Annotated in this window: 19 protein-coding genes; all 19 read left to right on the forward strand. The window is 73.6% G+C overall.

The window, feature by feature from the left end:
* The first annotated feature begins 70 nt into the window (after positions 1–70).
* Positions 71–415, forward strand: coding sequence for a flagellar basal body rod protein FlgB (locus tag ACWDR7_RS05625; protein WP_449853947.1), 345 nt, complete (start codon positions 71–73; stop codon positions 413–415).
* 10 nt (positions 416–425) lie between these two features.
* Positions 426–818, forward strand: coding sequence for a flagellar basal body rod protein FlgC (locus ACWDR7_RS05630; RefSeq protein ID WP_449853948.1), 393 nt, complete (start codon positions 426–428; stop codon positions 816–818).
* Complete coding sequence (gene fliE, locus ACWDR7_RS05635) at positions 818–1,120, forward strand: flagellar hook-basal body complex protein FliE (RefSeq protein ID WP_449853949.1); 303 nt, start codon at positions 818–820, stop codon at positions 1,118–1,120. Before ACWDR7_RS05630 ends, fliE begins: the two co-directional genes overlap by 1 nt.
* Entirely contained in the window at positions 1,120–2,757 is a 1,638-nt protein-coding gene (gene fliF / locus ACWDR7_RS05640; protein ID WP_449853950.1) for a flagellar basal-body MS-ring/collar protein FliF, read from the forward strand. The genes fliE and fliF overlap by 1 nt, the downstream gene beginning before the upstream one ends.
* Positions 2,754–3,758: a flagellar motor switch protein FliG gene (fliG, locus tag ACWDR7_RS05645; RefSeq protein WP_449853951.1), complete on the forward strand. Its 1,005-nt coding sequence runs from the start codon at positions 2,754–2,756 to the stop codon at positions 3,756–3,758. Before fliF ends, fliG begins: the two co-directional genes overlap by 4 nt.
* Entirely contained in the window at positions 3,748–4,386 is a 639-nt protein-coding gene (locus ACWDR7_RS05650) for a FliH/SctL family protein (protein WP_449853952.1), read from the forward strand. The genes fliG and ACWDR7_RS05650 overlap by 11 nt, the downstream gene beginning before the upstream one ends.
* Positions 4,383–5,675, forward strand: a complete 1,293-nt coding sequence (locus tag ACWDR7_RS05655) for a FliI/YscN family ATPase (protein WP_449853953.1) — start codon at positions 4,383–4,385, stop codon at positions 5,673–5,675. Before ACWDR7_RS05650 ends, ACWDR7_RS05655 begins: the two co-directional genes overlap by 4 nt.
* The gene (locus tag ACWDR7_RS05660; RefSeq protein WP_449853954.1) at positions 5,672–6,106 is read left to right on the forward strand and encodes a hypothetical protein; all 435 of its coding nucleotides are present in this window, start codon (positions 5,672–5,674) and stop codon (positions 6,104–6,106) included. The genes ACWDR7_RS05655 and ACWDR7_RS05660 overlap by 4 nt, the downstream gene beginning before the upstream one ends.
* A complete protein-coding gene (locus ACWDR7_RS05665; RefSeq protein ID WP_449853955.1) occupies positions 6,103–6,780 on the forward strand; it encodes a C40 family peptidase in 678 nt (225 codons plus the stop codon). Before ACWDR7_RS05660 ends, ACWDR7_RS05665 begins: the two co-directional genes overlap by 4 nt.
* Positions 6,777–8,177, forward strand: a complete 1,401-nt coding sequence (locus ACWDR7_RS05670) for a flagellar hook-length control protein FliK (protein WP_449853956.1) — start codon at positions 6,777–6,779, stop codon at positions 8,175–8,177. The genes ACWDR7_RS05665 and ACWDR7_RS05670 overlap by 4 nt, the downstream gene beginning before the upstream one ends.
* Before the next feature lie 12 nt (positions 8,178–8,189).
* A complete protein-coding gene (locus tag ACWDR7_RS05675; protein ID WP_449853957.1) occupies positions 8,190–8,603 on the forward strand; it encodes a flagellar hook capping FlgD N-terminal domain-containing protein in 414 nt (137 codons plus the stop codon).
* A 24-nt stretch (positions 8,604–8,627) separates the two neighbouring features.
* Positions 8,628–9,788, forward strand: coding sequence for a flagellar hook protein FlgE (locus ACWDR7_RS05680; RefSeq protein WP_449853958.1), 1,161 nt, complete (start codon positions 8,628–8,630; stop codon positions 9,786–9,788).
* A gap of 164 nt (positions 9,789–9,952) precedes the next feature.
* Positions 9,953–10,561, forward strand: a complete 609-nt coding sequence (locus tag ACWDR7_RS05685) for a GIY-YIG nuclease family protein (protein WP_449853959.1) — start codon at positions 9,953–9,955, stop codon at positions 10,559–10,561.
* 67 nt (positions 10,562–10,628) lie between these two features.
* A complete protein-coding gene (locus ACWDR7_RS05690; RefSeq protein WP_449853960.1) occupies positions 10,629–11,159 on the forward strand; it encodes a DUF1643 domain-containing protein in 531 nt (176 codons plus the stop codon).
* 131 nt (positions 11,160–11,290) lie between these two features.
* On the forward strand, positions 11,291–11,521 hold the full coding sequence (locus ACWDR7_RS05695) for a flagellar FlbD family protein (protein WP_449853961.1): 231 nt from the start codon (positions 11,291–11,293) through the stop codon (positions 11,519–11,521).
* A complete protein-coding gene (locus tag ACWDR7_RS05700) occupies positions 11,521–12,330 on the forward strand; it encodes a motility protein A (RefSeq protein WP_449853962.1) in 810 nt (269 codons plus the stop codon). The genes ACWDR7_RS05695 and ACWDR7_RS05700 overlap by 1 nt, the downstream gene beginning before the upstream one ends.
* Positions 12,327–13,148, forward strand: a complete 822-nt coding sequence (locus ACWDR7_RS05705; RefSeq protein WP_449853963.1) for an OmpA/MotB family protein — start codon at positions 12,327–12,329, stop codon at positions 13,146–13,148. The genes ACWDR7_RS05700 and ACWDR7_RS05705 overlap by 4 nt, the downstream gene beginning before the upstream one ends.
* Positions 13,149–13,271: 123 nt before the next feature.
* Positions 13,272–14,216: a flagellar motor switch protein FliM gene (locus ACWDR7_RS05710; protein ID WP_449853964.1), complete on the forward strand. Its 945-nt coding sequence runs from the start codon at positions 13,272–13,274 to the stop codon at positions 14,214–14,216.
* A complete protein-coding gene (gene fliN, locus ACWDR7_RS05715; protein ID WP_449853965.1) occupies positions 14,213–14,869 on the forward strand; it encodes a flagellar motor switch protein FliN in 657 nt (218 codons plus the stop codon). The genes ACWDR7_RS05710 and fliN overlap by 4 nt, the downstream gene beginning before the upstream one ends.
* Positions 14,870–14,892: the final 23 nt, after the last annotated feature.

The raw sequence follows: 14,892 nt of genomic DNA on the forward strand, positions 1-14,892 counted from the left end.
TGAGCACGGATCGCTCGACCCTGAGGCCACGGATCGGCCGGACAGCTGCTATTGAAGGGCACACGTCCTCGTGTTCGACTCGGTCACCATCAGCGCGCTCACGAGCGCGCTCGACGGCCTGTCGCAGCGACAGCGCGCCATCGCCGACAACATCGCGAACGTCAACACCCCCGGCTATCACGCCAAGCGGGTGCAGTTCGAGGACGCCCTCGCCCGCTCGGTGGCGGAGGGCTCCGGCGTCGCCGAGGCGACGACCGCCGAGTCGCTCGAGCCCACGCGGCTGAACGGCAACAACGTCAACCTCGACACCGAGACCCTGTCGAACATCGACACCGTCCTGCGCTACCAGTTCGCCAGCCAGGCCATCGGCGGCTCGTTCAACGGCGTGCGCACGGCCCTGCGCACGACCTCGTGAGGAGGAACGCGTGACCTTCGACGCGATCGGCATCGCCGGCACCGGCCTGACGGTGCACCGCAAGTGGCTCGACGCCCTCAGCGACAACATCGCCAACGTCAACAACGCCCGCGCCACCGACGAGGCGGCGTTCCAGGAGCGCTACGTGATGGTCCAGAACTCGGCGGACAGCCCCGGCGTGTACGTCGCGGGCATCGCGTACGGCGATGAGGAGGGCCGGTTGGTGTACGAGCCCGACCACCCGCTCGCCGACGACGACGGCTACGTGCGCTACCCCGACATCGACCTCGGCGCGCAGATGAGCCAGCTCATCCTGGCCCAGCGCGGCTACCAGGCGAGCGCGGCGGTGGTGGACCGCGCGAAGACGACCTACGAGGCCGCCCTGCAGATCGGACGCTCCTGATGCCCCCCATCGACGCCATCGACTCCCTCTCGGGCGCGGCCGACGCGCTGCTCCCCCGCCCCACGGCCCCCGCCACCGACGGCACCGCGTTCGCGGACTCCGTCACGGGCGCGGTCGACGAGCTGGCGAAGCTGCAGGCCGCCTCGAACGAGCTGGCCGTGGCCGCCGTGACCGGTGACCTCGACGACATCCACTCGGCGATGATCGCCTCCACGCGCGCCTCCGTCACGCTCGAGCTCGTCGCGGCCGTGCGCAACAAGGGCGTCGACGCCTTCAACGAGATCATGAGGATGCAGGCCTGATGCCCCAGGCGGTGAGCGGCTTCTTCGGGCGGATCGGGCGCGCGATCTCGGGCTTCACGCTCGCGCAGCGCACGATCGCCATCATCGGCGTGGCCGTGCTCGCGCTCGGCGTGATCGCCCTGACGAGCTGGCTGACGCGGCCCCAGTACGCGCCGCTGTTCACGGGGCTCACCGCCTCGGACGCGAGCGCCGTGGTCGAGCAGCTGCAGACCGCGAACGTGCCGTACGAGCTCGCCGACGGCGGCGCGACGGTGCTCGTGCCGCAGCAGGACGTGTACGACCAGCGCCTCGCCGCCGCGGCGGCGGGCCTGCCGGGCGACGGCACGAACGGCTACACGCTGCTGGACGACATGGGCGTGACGACGAGCGAGTTCCAGCAGTCGGTCACGTACAAGCGCGCGATCGAGGGCGAGCTGGCGCGCACGATCTCGTCCATGGAGGGCGTAGGCGCGGCCTCGGTGCAGCTGGCGATCCCCGAGGAGAGCGTATTCGTCTCCGAGACGGTCGATCCCACCGCCTCGGTCTTCGTCGAGACGAAGTCCGGATCGACGCTCAGCCGCGAACAGGTGAACGCGATCGTGCACCTCACCTCCGCCGCGATCAGCGGCATGGCGCCCGAGAACGTCGCCGTGATCGACCAGGCGGGCGAGACGCTCTCGGCCGTGGGCACCGGCCCGGCCGGCGGTCTCGACGACCAGGCCTCGGCCTACGAGGCCAAGGTGGCCGCGAGCATCCAGGAGATGCTGGATCGCGTCGTCGGCGCCGGCAACGCCACCGTCACGGTCGCCGCCGACGTGTCCAACGCCACGAGCGAGCGGGTGGACGAGACGTTCACGAACCCGGAGGACGTGCCGCCCGCGACGGAGGAGACGCGCACCGAGACGTACACGGGCACGGGCGGCGGCGCCGGCGTGCTCGGCCCCGACAACATCGCCGTGCCCGACGGCCAGGGCGCCGGATCGTACGAGTCGAGCGAGACGATCGTCGACAACAGCGTGAACAAGAGCACCGAGCGCGTCTCGACGCCCGCCGGGGCCATCGAGCGCCAGACGGTCTCGGTCGCGGTGAACGAGGAGGCCGCCGCCGGCCTCGACGTGGGCCAGCTCGAGGAGCTCGTCGCCACCGCCGCCGGCCTCGACGCCGCGCGCGGCGACCAGGTGACCGTGGCGACGATGCCCTTCAGCACGGCCGACGCCGATGCCGCGCAGGCCGCGCTGGAGCAGGCGCGCGAGGCCGAGCAGGCCGAGCGGATGGACGCGCTGCTGCGCACCGCCGCGATCGCCGTCGCCATCGCCCTGCCGCTGCTGATCGGCGTGATCATCCTCGCCGTGCGCCTGCGCCGCCGCCGCACCGCGGACGAGATGGAGCCGATGGCCGCCCTCGACGCGACCCCGACGCTCCTGCTCACGCCGCAGGACGCGGCGGAGCCGCCCACGGTCGCCTTCGAGACGCCCCAGATCGAGACGCCGCCCACCGTTCCGCTCGGCCGCGACATCGACCCGGAGCCCGAGGGGCCGGAGCCCGACCAGATCGCGCTCGAGCGCCACCGCATCGAGCTCGAGTCGATCGCACGCCGCGACCCGCAGAAGACCGCCGAGGCGCTGCGCGCCATGATCGGCGAGGAGGTGAGCGTGTGAGCACGCTCACCGGCACCCAGAAGGCGGCCGTCGTCCTCATGAACCTCGATCGCTCCCGGGCGGTGGAGGTCATGAAGCACCTCACCGAGACCGAGGCCGAGGAGATCGCCGCCGAGATCATCCGGATGCGCCAGCCCGACGCGGCCACGACGGCGCGCGCGCTGCGCGAGTTCCACCGGCTCGCGAAGGGGCACCTGCCGCCGGGCCGCGGCGGCCGCGACGTCGCCGCCTCGCTGCTGGAGGCGTCGTTCGGCGCCGACCGCGCCGCGGGCGTGCTCACGCGCGTGAACTCGAGCATGGCCGGCACCTCGCTGGAGTTCCTCAACGCGGCCGACCCCGAGCAGCTCGCGACGCTGCTGGAGGGCGAGCTGCCCCAGACGATCGCGCTCATCCTGGCGCACCTGCGCACCAGCCACGCCGCCCACGTGCTCGCCGCCCTCCCCGATCCGCTGCGCACCGACGTCGCGCAGTCGATCGCGACGATGGGATCGGCGACGCAGGAGGCGATCGCGGTCGTGGCCGAGACGATGCGCTCGCGCACGGGCGTGTTCGCGATGCGCGAGGGCGCCGAGGCTGTGGGCGGCGTGCAGCCGCTCGTCGAGATCATCAACCGCTCCGACGCCACGATCGAGAAGGCGCTGCTCGAGAGCATCGACGCGCGCGATACGGCGCTGGCCGAGGAGATCCGCTCGCGCATGGTCACCTTCGCCGACATCGTCAAGCTCGAGGACCGCGACGCCCAGCGCGTGCTGCGCGGCGTCGACATCCGCACGCTGGCCCTCGCGCTCAAGGGCGTGAACCAGGCCATCGCCGACGTCATCCGCAAGAACGTCTCGGAGCGCAACCGCGAGGTGCTCGACGAGGAGATCCGGATCATGGGCCCCGTGCGCGTCTCGCAGGTCGAGGAGGCGAGGGCGGACATCGTCCGCACGATCCGCTCGCTCGCCGCGTCGGGCGACATCACGGTGCACCGCTCGGACGAGGACGAGTATGTCTACTGACGCCCCCTCGTTCACCTCGGCGGTGTTCCCCCGGATCGACCGGCGCGGCGCCGAGCGGGAGCGCGAGTTCGAGGCGGCCCGCATCCGCGGCTACGCCGCCGGTCATGCCACGGGCATGCGCGCCGCGAACGAGGCCGTCTCGCTCATCCGCGAGGAGCTCGCGCACGAGCGCCAGCAGGAGCGCATCGCGGCCGAGCGCCGCATCGGCCAGGCGCTCGTCGCGCTCGACGCCGCCGTGGCCGCGCTCGCCGCGCGGGAGCGCGAGCTCGTCGAGGCGGGCTGCCGCACGCTCGAGCGGCTCGCGGTGGAGCTGGCCGAGGCCGTCGTCGGCCGCGAGCTGAGCACCGCGGAAGACGCCGCGGCGCTCGCCGTGCGCCGCGCGCTGTCCGGCGCCGGCGCGGCCGAGGTGCGGGAGCTGCGCCTCAACCCCGTCGATCTCGAGACGCTGCGCGAGGCCGGTGCCGCGCCCGACGGGCTCGCCCTCACGGCCGACGCCTCGCTGGCGCGCGGCGACGCCGTCGCGGTGCTGCCCGAGGGCCTCGTCGACGCGCGGGTCGCGGCGGCCTTCGACCGCGCCCGCCGCGCCCTCGAGGCCGGCGACGCCGCCGAGACGGGTGGCGGATCATGAGCTGGGACGCCGTGCTCGAGGCCGTGCGACCGGAGCGGATGGGCTCGGTCGCGCAGGTGCGCGGGCTCGCCGTGGAGGTGCGCGGGCTCGACAGCGCCGTCGGCGATCTCGTCACGCTCGGCGACGGGATCGCGGCGGAGGTCGTCGCGACGGGCACCGACGGCGCGCGCTGCATGCCGCTCGCGCCCGTCACGGGGCTCACGGCGGGCGCCCCCGCTCGGGCGGCCGGCGGACCGCTGCGCGTGCCCGCCGGCGACGCGCTGCGCGGACGGGTGCTCGACGGGCTGGGCCGCCCGATCGACGGCAAGGGCCCGATCGACGCCCCGCGCGTCACGCTCGACAACGATCCGCCCTCGGCGATGGATCGCGCCCGCATCGACACGCCACTCTCGCTCGGCGTGCGCGCGATCGACACGCTCACGACGGTGGGCCGCGGCCAGCGGCTGGGCCTGTTCGCTGGATCGGGCGTGGGCAAGTCGTCGCTGCTGTCGATGATCGCGCGCGGCACCGAGGCCGAGGTCGCCGTCATCGCCCTCGTCGGCGAGCGCGGCCGCGAGGTGCGCGAGTTCCTCGAGGACGACCTCGGGCCGGAGGGCCTGGCGCGCTCGGTCGTCGTCGTGGCGACGTCCGACCAGCCCGCGATGGCCCGGCTGCGCGCCGCGTTCACGGCGACGCGCATCGCCGAGTCGTTCCGCGACGAGGGCGCGCACGCCGTGCTCATGATGGACTCCCTCACCCGCGTGGCCATGGCGCAGCGCGAGATCGGGCTCTCGGCCGGCGAGCCGCCGGCGACGCGCGGCTACCCGCCGTCGACGTTCTCGGTGCTCGCCCGGCTCCTCGAGCGCGCCGGCACGGGCAGCCGCGGATCGGTGACCGGCCTGTACACGGTGCTCGTCGACGGCGACGACCACAACGAGCCGATCGCCGACGCCGCGCGCTCGATCCTCGACGGCCACATCGTCCTCGATCGCGCGCTCGCCGTCACGGGACATCATCCGGCCATCGACGCGCTCGGATCGATCTCGCGCGTCGCGTCGAAGATCACCACGGTCGACCAGCGCCGGCTGGCCACGCACCTGCGCACCGTCATGGCCGCGCGCCGCGGCGCGAAGGACCTCATCGACATCGGCGCCTACCAGCCGGGAGCCGATCCGCGCGTCGACGCCGCCGTGGCGCACGACCGCGACATCACCGCCTTCCTCACCCAGGCACTCGACGAGTCGTGCCCCGCCCCCGAGGCGTGGCGACGGCTCGAGGTGCTCGTGTCGTCGTTCGGAGACCTGTCATGAGCGAGCGCTTCTCCCTCTCCGGACTGCTGCGGCTGCGCGGCGTGCAGGAGCGCGCCGCCGCCGAGCGCCTGTCGCGCGCGTCGATCGCCGCGCGCCAGGCGGAGGCGGGCGAGCGCCGCACGCGCGCCGCCCTCGCCGGCGCCGGCGACGCCGCGGTCGACGTGCGCTCCCTCGCCGCCATCGCCGCCTCGCGCGCCGCGGCCAGGGCGCAGCTGAGTGAGCTGAGCCTGCTGAGCGACGAGCGCCGCGACGCCGAGGAGGAGGCGCGCCGCGCGCACGCCGAGGCCAAGCGCCGCGCGCGGGGCCTCGAGAAGCTCGAGGCCGCGCACCGCGAGCGCGAGCGCAGCCGCGAGCTGCACGCCGAGCAGACCGCGCTCGACGAGATCGCCACGGGACGCTGGGCGTCCACACCCCGGGAAGGAGCCGCATGAGCATCTCCGCCATCACGGATCGGATCGCCAGCATCCAGTCCGCCATCCAGGAGCTGAGCACGCCCGCCGCGACGTCGACGACCGCGACGACGGCGGGGACGGCGACGACCGCCGCCACGGGAGCGGCCGAGTTCGACACGGTGCTGAACACGCTCTCCGGCGCCCCGACGGGCGGCGGCGTCACGGGCGAGGACATCGTCGCGCAGGCCAAGAACTACCTCGGCGTGCCGTACGTGTTCGGCGGCGAGGACGAGACGGGCATGGACTGCTCGGGGCTCGTGCAGCGGGTGCTCGCCGACCTCGGCATCGACGCGCCGCGAGTGGTGCAGGATCAGGCCGACATCGGCGTGGAGGTGCCCTCGCTCGACCAGGCGCGGCCCGGCGATCTCATCGTCACGAAGGGCGAGGGCCACATCGTGATCTACGCCGGCGACGGCAAGATCATCCACGCTCCCCGCCCCGGCAAGGACGTGCAGCTCGTCGACAACTACCTCTCCCCCGACGAGATCTCCACGATCCGCCGCGTGGCCACCGCCGCCGAGCCGGCCGTCGCCGCGGCCCCCGCATCGACGATCACGCAGGCCGAGATGCTCACCGCGATGCAGAGCGTCTTCGCGACGCAGCAGACCGGCCTGTCATCGGCGCTCGGCCTGCTGACGGGGGCGAGCTCGTGAGCCTCGTCGGCCTCGTCGCCGCCCCCGCCCCCGCCGCGCCCTCGGCCGGCCGCGACCAGGGCGCGCAGGCCACGGCCGGCGGCTTCGCGGCGGCCCTCGCCGCCGCCGGTGCCGATGCCACGGAGGCGAGCGCGCAGGCACCGGCCACGCCCGTGCCGGGCGAGGCCGCGGCGGAGGACACCGCCGGCGACGCCGCCGCGCCCGAGCCCGGCGGCGCCGAGGACGCGCCGGCCCCGGGCGGCGCCGCCGCCCTCCCGGTGCCGCCGGCGCCGCCCGCGCCGATGCCGGTCCCTCCCTCCGCCCTCCCGCTCGGTGACGACTCCACGCCCGCGGCGCCCGAGCCCGACGCGGATGCGACCGCGACGCCGGATGTCGCGGGCGATCCCGCCGCCGGCCTCGCCCCGGCCGATGCCGCGCCGCTGGCTTCCGTCGCCGCCGGCGAGACAAGCTCCCCGACCGCCGCCCAGGCCGCGACCGCGACGTCCGGGAGCGCGGTCGCCGCCTCCGCGACCCTCACGGACGCCCCTCCGGCCGCCCCGCCGGCCACGGTGCCGACGCGAGCACCGGCCGGCCGCGCGGACGCCGCGCCGAGCGCCACCGCGCCGACCGCGCCGGCGGCCGCGGGCGGCGCCGAGACGCCCGCGAACCCGGCGCCGGCGCCCGCGGCGCCCGCGGCGCCCGTTCCGCCGGCTCCCGCCCTCGCGACGGGCGAGGAGGCAGCGGCCGCGCCGGTTGCGCCCACCGCGCCCGCGGCACCGGCGGAGGCCGCGGCCGAGCAGCGCCCCGCCGGCGCGACCGAGGCGCCCGCCGCACCCGCGGCATCCGCCCCGGCCGAGGTGCGCGCCCCCGCAGCGCCGCCCGTCGCGCCCGTCGCCGCGCCCCGCCCCGCGCCGCCCCTCGCTCCCCAGCTCGCCCCGCAGCTGCTCGACCTCGCGCGCGCCGGCGACGGCACGCACGAGGTCACGGTCACGGTCTCGCCCGAGGATCTCGGCCCCGTCACGGTGCGGGCGCGCATCAGCGGCGACGTCCTGCGCATCGAGCTGTTCGCCCCGTCCGATGCGGGTCGTGACGCGATCCGACACATCCTCACCGACCTGCGCCGCGACCTCGCCATCGCCGCGCCGCACGCCACGCTCGGCCTGGGCGCCGACGATGCGGCGGCGGGCTCGCCGACGGGGCAGGGCGGCCAGGGCGCCGCGCCCCAGTCCGGCGCCGACGGCGGCCCGCTCCGCGACGGCTCACTCCGCGACGGCTCCGCCCGCGACGGCTCGGCGCGCGACGGCGCGCCCGCCCGCGACGGAGCACCGCGCGAGCACGGGGCCGGCCGGCCGGAGCCCGTGCCGCCCGCACCCTCCCCCTTCTCCCCCGCCAACGCGTCGTTCGACGTGCTCGCCTGATCGGAAGGCACCATGCCCCTCGTCGACCCCGTCTCCACCGCGACCGGCCTCTACACCGGTTCGACCACCACGACCGAGCGCAAGCAGACGCTCGATTCCGAGGTGTTCCTGCAGCTGCTCGTCACGCAGCTGCAGAACCAGGACCCCTCCTCCCCCATGGACACGAACGAGATGATCGCGCAGAGCACGCAGCTGGCCATGATGGAGCAGCTCACCGCGCTGTCGACGACGTCGACCGAGACGTTCGCGCTCACCATGCGCCAGGCGGCCACCGAGCTCGTGGGCCGCAAGGCCTCGTACCTCGACGCCGACGGCGCCACCCAGACCGGCGTCGTCACCGCCGTCTCGTTCGCCAAGGGCACCCCCGAGGTCCTCTTCGACGACGTCTCCGTGCCCCTCGACGCCGTCTCCGGCGTCGTCTCCTGATCCCCCACACCGAAGGAAGGCAACATGCTCCGCTCCCTCTACTCCGGCATCTCGGGCATGCGCTCGCACCAGACGATGCTCGATGTCACCGGAAACAACATCGCCAACGTCAACACGACCGCGTTCAAGGCCTCGTCGGTGGAGTTCCAGGACACGCTCTCGCAGCTCGTGCAGAACTCGACGCTCCCCCAGGCCGACACCGGCGGCAGCAACCCCGCGCAGGTCGGCCTCGGCGTGCAGGTCGCCGCCATCACGACGAACTTCGCGCAGGGCGCCGCCCAGTCCACGGGCGTGCCGACGCACCTCATGATCGCCGGCGACGGCTTCTTCGTCACGAGCACGGGCGGCGAGACCACCTACACCCGCAACGGCGCCTTCTCGTTCGACGCCCAGGGCCGGCTCGTGAGCTCGGACGGCGCGTTCGTGCAGGGCTGGACCGCGCAGAACGGCGTCATCGTGCCGGGATCGCCGCTGGGGAACATCACGCTGCCCGTCGGCGCCGTGTCGCCGGCCGCCGCGACGACGACGGCCCAGGTCTCCGGCAATCTGCCCTCCGACGCGGACGAGGGCGCGCAGCTCGTCCGCGACGTGACCGTGTACGACGCGCAGGGCGCGGCCGGCACCCTCACCCTCACCTTCACGCGCACCGGCACCGGCTGGAGCGTCACCGCCGAGGGCGGCAACCCCGTCGGCCTCGAGCTCGCGAACGGCGAGCTCACGCCGGAGGGCCCGCTCACGGTCGGCAACATCGAGATCGATCTGTCGAACATCACGGGCTACGCCGAGCTGTCGACCGTCGCGATCTCCGGGCAGAACGGCCGCCCCGCCGGCACGCTGCAGTCGTACGCGCTGTCGGACGACGGCAGCCTGGTCGGCACGTTCGACAACGGCGCCACCGCCGTGCTCGCGCGCGTCGCGCTGGCGAACTTCGTCAACCCCACGGGTCTCGAGAAGGTCGGCAACTCGCAGTACCGGCCCACCGTGAACTCGGGTGAGGCCGTCATCGGCGAGGCCGGCGCCGACGGCATGGGATCGCTCATCAGCGGGGCGCTGGAGATGTCGAACGTCGACCTCTCGCAGGAGTTCACGAACCTCATCGTCGCCCAGCGCGGCTTCCAGGCGAACGCCCGCATCATCACCACCAGCGACGAGGTGCTGCAGGAGCTGACCAACCTCAAGCGCTGATCCACGGGACGGCGTTCTCCGGAGCGCCGTCGCATGATCGGGAGGGCTCCGAGCGGTACGGCGGCAGCCCTCCCGACGTCTGTCACCCCTTCCGGTCCTCGATCGCGCGCGGAGAGGCAGAGACGTGCGTGGCGCCCGCGCCGCGCGTGAGGAGATTCACCGCCATGGCAGCGACCACGACCCTGCCGGAACTGACGGCAGCCGCCGTCGATGCGCTCACGGGCGATCGCTGGGCGATCCCGGAAGCCGTGCGGCAGGTGCCCGCGCGACCTGGCCTCTATGCCATCTACGGGGACGCGCAGGCGTGGCGCGATCTCCAGCTGGATCCTGCGCCCGGCACTCCCCTCTACGTCGGCAAGGCCGAACGGAGCCTCGCCGCCCGTGACCTGAGCGGCCACTTCGCGACCGACCCCGAGGTCAAGCCGCGCACCGGCAGCTCCACGGTGCGCCGCTCCTTCGCGGCACTGCTGCGCGACGCTCTCGGCCTGCATGCCGTGCCGCGCAACCCGTCCAAGCCCGAGCGCTTCTCGAACTATGCGCTCGCCGAGGGCGGGGACGGCCGTCTCACCGCCTGGATGCACGCACGGCTGACACTCGCTGTCTGGCCCTCGCCGGCCCGCATGCCGGTACCGCTCGGCGCCGTCGAGGCTGCCGTGATCGTGCACTTCACGCCGCCGATCAACATCAGCAACAACCCCGGCCGGCTTCCGCTGCTGCGCCGCGCGCGGGCCGCGATGGCCCTCGAGGCGGCGAGCTGGAACGGCAGCCGATGATCGATGCCGATGAGGCGATGGTCGCATGCCTCCCGGGCTCAGCAGGATGCCATCGAAGGACGGCCCCATGACGGACGGATGGACGTACGAGCACGATCCCGCCGGCTCCGCGCGATTCGTACTGGGTACGGTGGGCGTCAACCCCCTCGTGTGCATCGGGATCAATCCGAGCACTGCGGCGCCGAACGCGCCCGACCGCACCATCGCGCGCGTGATGCGTTTCGCCGCCGACAACGGGTTCGACAGCTGGACGATGCTGAACGTGTACCCCCAGATCTCCACGGATCCGCAGGGCCTCCATGCCGAGTTCGACGACGCGCTGAAGGCGGAGAACGAGCGTCATATCGCGCGGATGGTTCAGGGGCGCCCGACGCTTGTCGCCGCCTGGGGCGGGCTGATCGCATCGCGTCCCTACCTGCGGTTGCTGCTGCGCGACATTCTGCAGGTCGCGAACGATGCCGGATGCGAGTGGATGTCTCTTGGCGACCTCACGAAGAACGGTCATCCTCGTCATCCGCTCTACGTGCGCGCAGACGCCCCGCTTCGACCGTTCGACGTCGACGAGTACCTGCGTGCATGGCCGGGCGACGGGCGCTGACCGCGTCGTTCGAGGCCGAGGTGAACGATCGCTAACGCGGCGGCCCGTCCGGCCGACAGTGATCATCGACGGACCAGGACGGGCCGTCTGGCGACCCAGGAGGGGTCGCTCGCAGTTTCCAGGATGGAGCCATGATCGTCGTCACGCGCCTGAACCGAACCCGGTTCGCCGTGAATCCGGATCTCATCGAGCGGATTCACGAGTCGCCGGACACCACGCTGATCATGGTGGACGGAGCGACCTTCGTCGTCCTGGAGCCGATGTCCGAGGTCATCGAGCGGATCGCCGCCTTCCGCGCCCGCGTGCTCGCCTCGGCGGCCGACGTGCGCCGCTCCGGTGACGTGACCGGAGTGATCAGCTGATGGATCTCGCCTTCCTCATCGGAATCGTCGTCGCGTTCGGCTCGCTGTACGCGATGATCACGCTCGAGAACGCGAGCCTGGCCGCGCTGTTCCTGCCCGCCCCGATGATCCTCGTCTTCGGCGGCACCATCGCGATCGGCATCGCCAGCGGCACCATGCGCGACGCGATCGCCGCGTTCCGGGCACTGCCCCGCGCGATCCGCGGCGACCGCCGCACGGCGTCCGACCTGATCGACCAGATCGTCGGCTACGCCGAGAAGGCCCGCGCCGAGGGTCTGCTGTCGCTCGAGCAGCTCGTGCCCGAGACCGACGACGCGTTCATGCGGCAGGCGCTGCAGAGCATCGCCGACGGCACCGACGCCGAGGAGCTGCGCATCGTCTTCGAGGACGAGATCGCCTCCGCCGCGGCGCGCAACCGCACCGCCTCGCGCTTCTTCATGACGCTGGGCGGGTACGCGCCGACCGTCGGCATCATCGGCACGGTCGTCTCGCTCACGCACGTGCTCGAGCAGCTCGACACCCCCGACACGCTCGGTCCCATGATCGCCGCCGCCTTCGTCGCGACCCTGTGGGGCCTGCTGTCGGCCAACTTCATGTGGCTGCCGATCGGCAACCGTCTGCAGCGCCTGGCCGAGATCGAGATGGAGCGCATGACGCTCGTCATGGAGGGCATGCTCACGGTCCAGGCCGGCAGCCCGCCGCACCACGTCGCCGAGCGGCTGCAGGCCCTCGTGTCGGATCGCAAGGCGCCCGCGCCCGCCAAGGCCGCCGCGAGCGCCGACATGCCGGAGACGATCGAGGCGGCATGAGCGTGCGGCGCGGAGGCCGCCGCCGCGCGGCCGATCACTCCTCCGGGGGCCACGACGGCCCGGACGAGCGCTGGATGGCGTCGTACCTCGACATGATCACGGTGCTCATGTGCCTGTTCATCGTGCTGTACGCGATGTCGAGCGTCGATCAGGAGAAGTTCGACCAGCTGCGCGACTCGCTCGCCACCGGCTTCGGGCAGGAGCCGAGCGAGGAGGTCGACCTCAGCACCGGCCTCGTGCTGCCCCCGGAGCTCGAGGCCGAGGACGAGGGCGCGGCCGCCGACCCCACGCTGCTCGCCGCCCAGCAGGAGGTCGAGAACCTGCAGGATCTGCAGCGCCGGATGCAGAGCGCGCTGGATGCCCGTGGCCTCGGCGACACCGCCGAGTTCGTCATCGACGACCGCGGCCTGACCGTGGGGCTCATCGGCGCCGAGACGTTCTTCGAGACGAACAGCGTCGACCTGAGCGCCAAGGCCGTCGCGGTGCTCGACGCGCTGGGCACGGTGCTCGTCGAAGTGCCGAACCAGATCTCCGTCGAGGGCCACGCCGACCGCCGTCCCACCACCGCGGTGTACGAGACGAACTGGGAGCTCTCCTCGGGGCGCGCCACACAGGTGCTGCGCCACCTCGTCGAGGTGGGGCGCGTGCGCGGCGACCACGTGCAGGCCGTGGGGTACGGCGACGCCCGCCCGGTGGCCGAGGGCGACTCGGCCGCGGATCTCGCCCGCAACCGCCGCGTCGACATCGTCGTGCTCTCCGATGCCGAGGAGGAGGTGCGCGCGCTCATCCCCGACATCGTCGCCGGCCAGTCGAGCTGAGCCGCCGCGGACCGTCCGGCAGGCCGATCCGCGAGCCGATCGCCCGACCGATCCGATCCCGTCGCCGGAACCCGAAGCCGGCGGCGCCTAACGCACGTCCGCACACGCCCGATAGTCCGGGTCGTGGTGATCGACGTGCGCGCGAACGCGCCCGCCCAGGGCGAGACGGACCAGACGGTCGAGGTGTACGACTTCGGCCGCCCGGCCACGCTCGCGCGCGAGCACGCCCGCGCGCTCGAGCTGTCGTTCGAGACCTTCGCGCGCCTGTGGGCCACGCAGCTCACCGACAAGATCCGCGCCCGCTCGCACGTGGCGGTGGAGCAGGTCGAGCTGCAGACCTACGCGGAGTACGCCGACGGGCTGCCGTCGACGACGACCGTCGTCGTGTGCGCCGTGCCTGAGAGCGAGGCCAGCGGCATCGTGCAGTTCCCGCTGTCGGCGGCGCTGTCGTGGATCGTGCAGATGGTGGGAGGCCGCCCCGTGGAGGTCACGGACGAGCGGCCCCTCACGACCATCGAGCAGGCGCTCATCCGGTACCTCATGGCGGACGGCCTCGAGACGCTCTCGCACGCGCTCGGTGCCCTGCTGCCCGGCCGGCTCGCCGTGAGCGGGATCCAGTACAACCCGCAGTTCGCCCAGCTCGCGTCGGCCGGAGACCTCGTCATCGTGGCCCGGCTGTCGCTGAGCACCGGCGACCGCACCGTGCCGGCGAGCGTCATGCTCCCCGCGGCGCTCGTGCTGGAGCGGCTGAGCAGCGCGGCCCCCGTCATGCCGTCCGACCGGGCGTCCGAGCTCGTGCACGAGCAGGTGGAGCACACCCCGCTCGAGCTCGCCCTGCGGCTGACGCCGCTCACCGTGCACCCGACGGACGTCCTCGACCTGTCGGTGGGCGACCTCATCCGCATCCCGCATGCCGACGACCGCCCGCTCGATCTCGTCGCGGCAGGCGTGCCCGTCGCGTCCGCCGCCGTCGGCGCGAGCGGCGCGCGTCTCGCGTGCGTCATCACGTCGGTGCCGTCCGATCCCGCGGCGCCGTCCGATCCCGTCCCCGCAGAGGAGCCCAGGTGACCCCCACCGCCCACGAGTCCGCCGTCGCCGCCGCGTTCGCGTCGCGGCTGCCGACGACCAGCGAGATCAGCGCCCATGCGTCGCACGCCTCGGGTGACACCGGCGACGCGGTCATCGTGTCGTACGTCGGCGAGTCGAGCGCCGAGCTGGCCGTGCTCATCCTCGACCCCGCCGCCCTCGTCGACGGCGTGCCCGACGCCCCGCTGCCCGACCGGCTGCACGAGTCGCTCGACGCCGCCTCGGCCGCCCTCGGCCCCGGCGTCATGCGCGAGGCGCGCGTCGGCGACGCCTCGTCGCTCTTCTCGCACCCGCAGGCGCGGATCTTCGACCTGCAGGACGAGTCCGGCCGCACGATCGGCCGCCTCGCCGTGCGCGTGACGCACGCCGCCACGGCGACCGGCGTGCCCTCGCGCCGGCTGCAGCGCATCGCGGGCGTCGAGATGGAGCTGACCGTCGAGATCGGCCGCACCCGCATGGCCGTGCGCGACGTGCTCGACCTCTCCCCCGGCCGCGTCGTGGAGCTCGACCGCTCCGCCGGCGCGCCCGCCGACGTGAAGCTGAACGGGCGCCTCATCGCGCACGGCGAGATCGTGGTCGTCGACCAGGACTACGCCGTGCGGATCACGCGCATTCTCGAGAACGCCGAGGTCTGAGCTGGACGATCTGCTGCTCGCGC

The sequence above is a fragment of the Microbacterium sp. NPDC003461 genome (assembly GCF_053588335.1).

Excerpts from the sequence above, each read along its gene's own strand:
- ACWDR7_RS05700 (WP_449853962.1), top strand. The coding sequence starts at position 11,521 with ATGGATCTCGCCTTCCTCATCGGAATCGTCGTCGCGTTCGGCTCGCTG.
- ACWDR7_RS05680 (WP_449853958.1), top strand. The coding sequence starts at position 8,628 with ATGCTCCGCTCCCTCTACTCCGGCATCTCGGGCATGCGCTCGCACCAG.
- ACWDR7_RS05665 (WP_449853955.1), top strand. The coding sequence starts at position 6,103 with ATGAGCATCTCCGCCATCACGGATCGGATCGCCAGCATCCAGTCCGCC.
- ACWDR7_RS05690 (WP_449853960.1), top strand. The coding sequence starts at position 10,629 with ATGACGGACGGATGGACGTACGAGCACGATCCCGCCGGCTCCGCGCGA.
- ACWDR7_RS05650 (WP_449853952.1), top strand. The coding sequence starts at position 3,748 with ATGTCTACTGACGCCCCCTCGTTCACCTCGGCGGTGTTCCCCCGGATC.
- ACWDR7_RS05655 (WP_449853953.1), top strand. The coding sequence starts at position 4,383 with ATGAGCTGGGACGCCGTGCTCGAGGCCGTGCGACCGGAGCGGATGGGC.
- fliE (WP_449853949.1), top strand. The coding sequence starts at position 818 with ATGCCCCCCATCGACGCCATCGACTCCCTCTCGGGCGCGGCCGACGCG.
- ACWDR7_RS05695 (WP_449853961.1), top strand. The coding sequence starts at position 11,291 with ATGATCGTCGTCACGCGCCTGAACCGAACCCGGTTCGCCGTGAATCCG.
- ACWDR7_RS05660 (WP_449853954.1), top strand. The coding sequence starts at position 5,672 with ATGAGCGAGCGCTTCTCCCTCTCCGGACTGCTGCGGCTGCGCGGCGTG.
- ACWDR7_RS05705 (WP_449853963.1), top strand. The coding sequence starts at position 12,327 with ATGAGCGTGCGGCGCGGAGGCCGCCGCCGCGCGGCCGATCACTCCTCC.
- fliF (WP_449853950.1), top strand. The coding sequence starts at position 1,120 with ATGCCCCAGGCGGTGAGCGGCTTCTTCGGGCGGATCGGGCGCGCGATC.
- ACWDR7_RS05685 (WP_449853959.1), top strand. The coding sequence starts at position 9,953 with ATGGCAGCGACCACGACCCTGCCGGAACTGACGGCAGCCGCCGTCGAT.
- ACWDR7_RS05675 (WP_449853957.1), top strand. The coding sequence starts at position 8,190 with ATGCCCCTCGTCGACCCCGTCTCCACCGCGACCGGCCTCTACACCGGT.